We start from the raw sequence: 7,682 nt of genomic DNA on the forward strand, positions 1-7,682 counted from the left end.
ATAAAATAGATTAAACAAACAATGCAAGGTAAAGGTTTTATAAAATTCATGGCGATACTTTTAGGTATTGTCTGTCTGTATTCACTTTCTTTCAACATCATTACTTACAACGTAGAGAAAAAGGCTAAGGAATTTGCAAAAGGCGATGAAGCTAAAGAAAAAGCATACTTAGACTCAATGGCTACCGAAAAGGTATATCCAGTACTGGGCCTTACCTATCAGCAAGTAAAAAGCAAAGAAATCAACTTAGGTCTAGACTTAAAAGGTGGTATGAATGTTACCATGGAAATTTCTTTGGCAGAGTTGACCAAATCATTGGCAGGTAACACTTCTGATGAGAACTTTAACAAGGCACTATCTAACGCTCAAACTCAGATGAACGCCGGAGGCAAAGATTTCATTGCATTGTTTGTAAGCGAATATGAAAAATTAGTGCCTAACGGAAAATTAGCAGATTTCTTTGCTAACCAAGACAACTCGGCACAGCTAAAAGCTACTGCGAGCAATTCTGATGTTAAAAGCTATTTGAGCAAAGAAGCTACTAGCGCTATCGACCGCTCATTTATCATTTTACGTAGCCGTATTGATGGTTTTGGTGTAGTGAGTCCTAACATGCAGAAACAAGAAGGTTCAAACAGAATCTTCATTGAGATGCCAGGTATCCAAGACAAAGAACGTGTTCGTAAATTATTACAAGGTTCTGCCGAGCTTCAATTCTGGCAAGTATACCAGTCGCAAGAGGTGTATCCTATTTTAGAGAACATCAACAAAACCCTTGCTGCTACTTTAAAAGATACGGTAGCTAAAGCAGCCGTTACTGATACTACTTCAAAAGGTGGTAAACTAGCTGGCTTAACTAAAGGAACTAATGCTCCTGCAGCTAAAGACACTAGCGCAAGTGCTAAAACTGCTGAACTTGCAAAAGCAAGCCCGCTAATTAATACCGTATTACAATTACCTATCTATCAAGGTGAAAATGGCCAACCTCAATTAATGCCAGGTGCAGTAGTTGGTTACGCTTTGCAAAAAGATACCGCTAAAGTAAATGCTTACCTAGCAAGACCAGAAATCAAATCTTTAGTTCCAACAACCATGAAATTCATGTGGGGATTAAAACCTAGAACTGGAACAAAAGCATTTGAACTTTATGCCATTAAAGTAACTTCATTAGATGGTCGTCCTGATTTAAGTGGTGATGCTGTAGCGAATGCTCGTGACGGTTATGACCAAAACAACAATCCTGACGTAACCATGTTCATGACCAGCGAAGGTGCTGCGAAATGGAAAAAAATGACTGCTGAAGCTGCTGCTGACCCTAACAACAAAAAAGCAATTGCGATTGTGTTAGACAACACGGTTTACTCAGCTCCTACTGTACAAAACGAAATTCCTAACGGTGTTTCTTCAATCACTGGAAGTTTCACTAAAGAAGATACTAAAGACTTAGCTAACGTATTAAAAGCCGGTAAGTTACCTGCTCCTGCTAAAATCGTTTCCGATTTCGTAGTAGGTCCATCATTGGGTCAACAAGCTATCGATAGCGGTTTATTATCTTTCGTATTAGCTTTCGTGGTAATTCTTGCTTTCATGGCATTCTATTACAACAAAGCAGGTTGGGTTGCAAACATTGCCTTGGTGATCAACGTATTCTTTATCATGGGTGTTTTAGCGGCATTTGGTGCAGTGTTAACACTTCCTGGTATCGCAGGTATCGTATTAACCATCGGTTTATCGGTAGATGCTAACATCCTGATCTTCGAGCGTGTTCGTGAAGAGCTGGCACAAGGTAAATCTACCAACGTAGCCATCAGAGAAGGTTTTAAACATGCAATGTCGTCAATCCTAGACTCAAACATTACCGTATTTATCCTAGGTGTGATCCTGTTTGTTTTCGGTTCTGGACCAGTACAAGGTTTCGCTACTACCTTATGTGTGGGTATTGCTACCTCATTGTTTGCAGCGGTATTAATTTCTCGTTTAATCTTCGAATCGATGATGAACAAGAAAGCAAATATCACTTTCGACAACAACATGACTCGTAATGCTTTCAAAAACTTAGCCTTCAATTTCGTAGGCCGCAGAAAGCTTTACTATATCATCTCTGCCGTAATCATCATTTTAGGTGTTGTATTCTACGTTAAAAATGGCGGCTTACACCTAGGTGTTGACTTTAAAGGTGGTAGAACTTACATGGTGAAGTTCGACAAGCAATTAAATACCGAAGAAGTTTCTAAGACCTTATCAGCAAACTTTGAAGGTGAAGAAGCTTTGGTTAAAACCATTGGTACCGATAATTCATTAAAAATTACTACACCTTACCACATTACCGACCAAGATCCTAATGCAGACAAAATTGTTGAAACTGCATTGAGAAAAGGCTTGGATGGTTTAGGTGCAAAATATACTATTGAAAGTTCACAAAAAGTAACGCCTACCATTGCTAGCGATATCATTACTAGTGCAGTTTATGCAGTATTGTTCTCATGTTTAGTAATGTTCATCTACATCTTGGTACGTTTCAAAAAATGGCAATATGGTTTAGGTGCGGTAATCGCTCTATTCCACGACGTTTTATTGGTACTTTCATTCTACACTATTTTAGATGGCGTGTTGCCTTTCCCTCTAGAAATTGGTCAAGACTTTATTGCTGCTATTTTAACGGTAATGGGTTACACCATGACAGAAACGGTAATTGTATTTGACCGTATCCGTGAGCGTTTGGCAGAAAGCGGCAAAACAGACGTACAAGGCGAAGAGCGCAACAAGTTGATCAACTTTGCTTTGAACAGTACCTTAAGCCGTACCATCTTAACCTCATTATCGGTGTTCTTCGTATTGATCGTGATCTTCATTTTCGGTGGCGATAGCATCCGTGGTTTCATCTTTGCCTTATTGATTGGCCGTATCATCGGTACATACTCATCATTATGTATCTCTACGCCTATCGTAATCGACTTGTCAAAAGACGATAAGAAATAAATAGCATAACTAAACCAAATTATAAATCACTAGGGTCCTGAAAATTTCGGGACCCTTTTTTGTTTTGGTGCTTTGCGTTCTTTGCGAAAACTTATTACTCCTTTGCGGTAAATTTAAATACAGTAAAAAGATTCTAACCGCTAAGAAACATGAAGAGTTACGCTAAGAACGCAAAGAGTCAACGAGCTATGTGAGTTTACGAGCCAATTTTAGCTACGCAATTTCCAAACAAACAAATAGCTCAAACAACTATATAATCCCTTAATAGTTAAATAAAACTAAATTGTTAATAGAAAAGCAAATCACTGAACTCAAACAACGCTCAGTCCCGCCGATCGCTCATACTGCACGAGGCCTTAATCACAAGGCCGGTATCCGCTCATGTCGGGTTTAGAGAGCAAGTATAGTGCACAGGTTTGAGTTAAATAAACCCAATTGATGCGCCTGCCTGCAGTAGGCAGGGAAATACTTTTTGCAGCAGTAGCCAAAACCTCGTAGGTTTTTGAAACCTACGAGGTTTCGAGCACTGGCAATGACAAAAGATTGCAGCGAAAGCGGACTACCGCAGCCCACGAAACACCAGGTAACCTTTACAAACCACCCTTTGTCAAAGCAATTCAACAATCCAAACAACTGACCAACCAAGCAACCAACAAACTATATAATTCCTATATTTACCACAAACCAAATGGCATTTTACATGTTGCTATTTAAGTGAAGGGATATACTTTTTAACTTTACACTTTTGACTTTCAACTTAGTTTGATATGGAACAAAGAAAAAAAATCGTGATTATTGGCGGTGGTTTTGGTGGCATTGAACTTGCTAAAAAACTAAAAAGTCAAAACGTCGACATTGTCATTTTAGATAAACATAATTACCATACCTTTCAGCCCTTACTCTATCAGGTAGCTACAGGCGGACTTGAAGCCGATTCGATTGCATTTCCAATCCGAAAAATTTTTAAGGGTCAAAAGAACCTAAAGTTCCGAGTGACAGAGGTGAAAAAGGTAGTTCCAGAAGAAAACAAGCTAGAAACCACCATTGGCGATTACCATTACGACTATCTTGTGATTGCTACGGGCTCAACCAGTAATTTCTTTGGTCAAACGGAAATTTCCCAAAATGCCATGCCCATGAAATCCATTCCCGAGGCACTTAATCTCCGCAGTTTGATCTTACAGAATCTCGAAGCGGCCATTATTGCTAAGGATCCTGAAAGAGAACACGAACTACTCAACTTTGTAGTGGTTGGCGGTGGACCAACAGGTGTAGAAACGGCAGGTGCTATTGCCGAACTCAAAAAGCACGTACTCAAAAACGACTATCCAGAACTTGACCTTAACAAGGTAAATATTTACCTGATTGAAGGTTCTCCCGAACTGTTGGGCGCCATGTCGGTACAAGCGCAACAAAAATCGAAAGCCTTTTTAGAAGAGCTTGGCGTAACCGTTTACACTGAAACCCGTGTACAAGGCTACGATGGCAAAACACTTTCCTTAGTAGATGGCAGGAATATCGGCTCCGCCACTGTAATTTGGAGTGCGGGCGTTAAAGGAGTAGTTTTAGATGGCTTAAATACTGAAGTGGTAGTACGCGGAAATCGTTTAAAGGTAAACGAAATTAACCTAGTAGATGGCTACCAGAATATTTTCGCCATAGGTGATGTAGCGGCCATGATTACGGATGAAACCCCAAATGGACATCCAGGCGTGGCTCCCGCAGCTATACAGCAAGGTAAACAACTCGCTAAAAACTTGGTCAACATTATTGAAAATAAACCTACCACTCCTTTTAAATACTTTGATAAAGGCGCTATGGCTACCGTGGGTAGAAACAGGGCAGTAGTAGATATCAATAAAATAAGATTTCAGGGAATATTTGCTTGGTTTACTTGGATGTTCGTACATTTAATGACCTTAGTGGGCTTTAGGAACAAACTGGTGGTATTTGTGAATTGGGTATGGAGTTACTTTAGCTATGATAGAGGTACCCGATTGATCATTAGACCATTTAAACCTTATAAAGAGTACAAACAAACGCATGACCCAGAAAAAACTTGAAGCCAATAAAACCATTGCCCTTGTAGCACACGACCACCGTAAAGACGATTTGATAAAATGGGCCGCTACCAATAAAGAAGCACTAGCTCAACATAATTTAATGGCTACAGGAACGACCGGTAGACTCATAGAAGAACAGCTTAACTTACCCGTAAGGAAATTATTGAGCGGTCCGCTAGGAGGCGACCAACAAATTGGGGCGCTGATTGCGCAAGGTGAAATTGATGTTCTGATCTTTTTTTGGGATCCTATGGAGGCCCAACCTCATGACCCTGATGTGAAAGCTTTACTACGTGTGGGCATTGTTTGGAACATCCCAATGGCCTGCGATGTGGCTACTGCCGATTTTCTCATTTCCTCGCCGTACATGAACGGCATCTATACCGCCGCACTTACCGACTATGACGAATATAAAAACCGAAAGCTCTAAACCGAACGTTAAATTGGTAGAATGCCCTCGCGATGCCATGCAGGGCCTACATGATTTTGTACCTACCGAAATCAAGGTAAAGTACTTAAACCTTTTGCTAAAAGTAGGATTCGATACTTTAGATTTTGGCAGTTTTGTCTCTCCAAAAGCTATTCCCCAGATGCGGGATACTGAAGAAGTGCTAGCTCAATTAGATTTGCCGAGTAAAACTAAACTACTGGCCATTGTGGCCAATTTAAAAGGAGTAGAAAATGCGGTTAAGCATCCAAAAATTAGCTATTTAGGCTTTCCTTTTTCTATTTCCGAAACTTTCCAGCAACGTAATACCAACTCAAGCATTGCACAGTCTTTACATACGGTGGAGGAAATGCTTGAACTTTGTAGCAAGCATAACAAAGAAGCGGTTGTATATCTTTCCATGGGCTTTGGCAATCCCTATGGTGATGAATGGAACACCGATATTATAACACACTGGGCCAATGAACTCGTGGAAAAGGGCGTAAAAATTATTTCAGTGGCCGATACCGTTGGCGTTTCCACCCCCGAAAAAATAAAAACCATCCTCCCTCCTTTGGTACAACAATTTCCTACCATTGAGTTTGGCCTACATTTGCACAGTACGCCACAACAACGCTTAGAAAAAATTGAAGCGGCTTTTAGCGCTGGCTGTACCCGTATGGATAGCGCTTTAAAAGGTTTTGGTGGCTGCCCAATGGCGGCTGATGAGCTAACGGGCAATATTGCTACCGAAGATGTGATTCATTATTTAAATGAACAAGGTACAAAATTAGGCTTGGACATGGATAAATGGCAGGAAGCGATGTTGTTTTCTAGCAATATCTTTCACTAGTCTTTTTCCGTTGTATCTACTTGATTAGTATTGGTTAATGATAAGATTTTGTTATTGCCATATTTCCCCAAAATATGAATAGTTACGGGTTTCAAAACCTTTTCTGTTATAACAGGATGCTCGCCTTTTGAGGTAAAAAACTCTACTTTATTGTTAATTTTCGAATACCAAACCCTGGTTAGGGAATTAAAGGTCATAGTATCCGGCAAGGTGATTTTCTTAAAATGATCCAACTTATGTTGATTCAATGCCAAAATTTGGGTGTTTGGAATTTGAGCATCACAATCTACAGCCTTGTATTCGGTACCTGTCCAATACATGCATCCATCTGGAGGTATTCCTTTCCAGTAACCAACGCCCATAACAAGCCCCAGCGTGGCAACAATCCCCGTGCGTTGAAGGAAATTGAGTTTTTTTATTCTATTTTCTGGTTCACTAATTAATCTTGTGGGTATATTTTCTTGAGTAACAGCCCTTTCTCCAAGACTGCCAATAAATGAAGGCACTTCTATTTCTTTTGTATTATCAGCAGTACCATCTCCTTCCTCATTAACTTTCACGTCATCCAATCCACTTCTTTCAGTATTTCTCCAGTTTTCAAATGGCCTTGGTTGAAAATTTATAAACCATGCAACAAATTCTACCACTCTAATTGTAGGTTCATTTGTTTTTCCAATTAAGAAGTTCTGCACTGGCCTGAACTTGTCTATGTCTAACTTTCCATTTTGCTCTCCGTTGCCGGAAAAAAAACGGAGTAATTCAGCTCCTTCTCTACCATTTTTCTGAAACGTTAAAGCTTCATCTCTTAAACTAGATGGCGTCGGATTAGCCAAAACAATACTAGTTCCTTTCAATTTCAAATACTCGGCATAAACCTCAGCCTGATACTTTTCAAACATTTTAACAGAATTTTCAATCAAAAATAAACCGGAATTTCAGGAATTTTTACGGTTTTCCGGAATTCCATATCTCACAATCAGAATGAGCGGAATTCCTTATTATTAAGCACCTTACAAGCTACATCTTTGCTTCAGAAACAAGTCGCACATCGATTAGCTATCGAGTAAATGTACAAAACTAGTTTCAAAAAACGAGCGAATATCGCGGTAGTGAAAAACCGGTTTGGGAAGCAGTTATAAGCTCCCGCGATTGAAACTCACCACTTCCCAAAAATTTCAGAAGGCCTTCTGAATAAACCGCAGCAAACCTAGCGCATGGTGCGCTAGGAACTGCAATTATTCTAAAACTTTTAAAAATTGAGGGAAACATCATGTATTTACCCATTTTTATTGCCATTCTTTTAGGTTTAATGGCACCAAACAGCAATAATTCTACTAACATCAGAGGCAGTGTTCACATC

5 protein-coding genes are annotated in these 7,682 nt (G+C 39.7%); 4 read left to right on the forward strand and 1 reads right to left on the reverse strand.

Annotated elements, in window-relative coordinates:
• Positions 1 to 21: 21 nt before the first annotated feature.
• The 4 genes from secDF to ABDV71_RS18755 all read left to right on the forward strand — a co-directional run bounded on the left by secDF (position 22) and on the right by ABDV71_RS18755 (position 6,322).
• Positions 22 to 2,979 (forward strand): protein translocase subunit SecDF, encoded by a 2,958-nt coding sequence (secDF, locus tag ABDV71_RS18740; protein ID WP_343535294.1) that lies wholly within the window; start codon positions 22 to 24, stop codon positions 2,977 to 2,979.
• A gap of 767 nt (positions 2,980 to 3,746) precedes the next feature.
• Entirely contained in the window at positions 3,747 to 5,042 is a 1,296-nt protein-coding gene (locus tag ABDV71_RS18745) for an NAD(P)/FAD-dependent oxidoreductase (RefSeq protein ID WP_343535296.1), read from the forward strand.
• Complete coding sequence (locus ABDV71_RS18750; protein ID WP_343535298.1) at positions 5,023 to 5,472, forward strand: methylglyoxal synthase; 450 nt, start codon at positions 5,023 to 5,025, stop codon at positions 5,470 to 5,472. The genes ABDV71_RS18745 and ABDV71_RS18750 overlap by 20 nt, the downstream gene beginning before the upstream one ends.
• Positions 5,444 to 6,322, forward strand: coding sequence for a hydroxymethylglutaryl-CoA lyase (locus tag ABDV71_RS18755; protein ID WP_343535300.1), 879 nt, complete (start codon positions 5,444 to 5,446; stop codon positions 6,320 to 6,322). Before ABDV71_RS18750 ends, ABDV71_RS18755 begins: the two co-directional genes overlap by 29 nt.
• Here ABDV71_RS18755 and ABDV71_RS18760 read toward each other — a convergent pair.
• Entirely contained in the window at positions 6,319 to 7,221 is a 903-nt protein-coding gene (locus ABDV71_RS18760; protein ID WP_343535301.1) for a hypothetical protein, read from the reverse strand. The two genes, ABDV71_RS18755 and ABDV71_RS18760, sit on opposite strands and share 4 nt — an antisense overlap.
• Between the last annotated feature and the right edge of the window lie 461 nt (positions 7,222 to 7,682).

This window comes from Pedobacter sp. (assembly GCF_039594775.1).
Taxonomy (GTDB): Bacteria; Bacteroidota; Bacteroidia; order Sphingobacteriales; family Sphingobacteriaceae; genus Pedobacter.

Bases quoted from the DNA above. Each gene is read 5' to 3' on its own strand.
- secDF (WP_343535294.1), top strand. From the start codon at position 22: ATGCAAGGTAAAGGTTTTATAAAATTCATGGCGATACTTTTAGGTATT.
- ABDV71_RS18745 (WP_343535296.1), top strand. From the start codon at position 3,747: ATGGAACAAAGAAAAAAAATCGTGATTATTGGCGGTGGTTTTGGTGGC.
- ABDV71_RS18750 (WP_343535298.1), top strand. From the start codon at position 5,023: ATGACCCAGAAAAAACTTGAAGCCAATAAAACCATTGCCCTTGTAGCA.
- ABDV71_RS18755 (WP_343535300.1), top strand. From the start codon at position 5,444: ATGACGAATATAAAAACCGAAAGCTCTAAACCGAACGTTAAATTGGTA.
- ABDV71_RS18760 (WP_343535301.1), bottom strand. From the start codon at position 7,221: ATGTTTGAAAAGTATCAGGCTGAGGTTTATGCCGAGTATTTGAAATTG.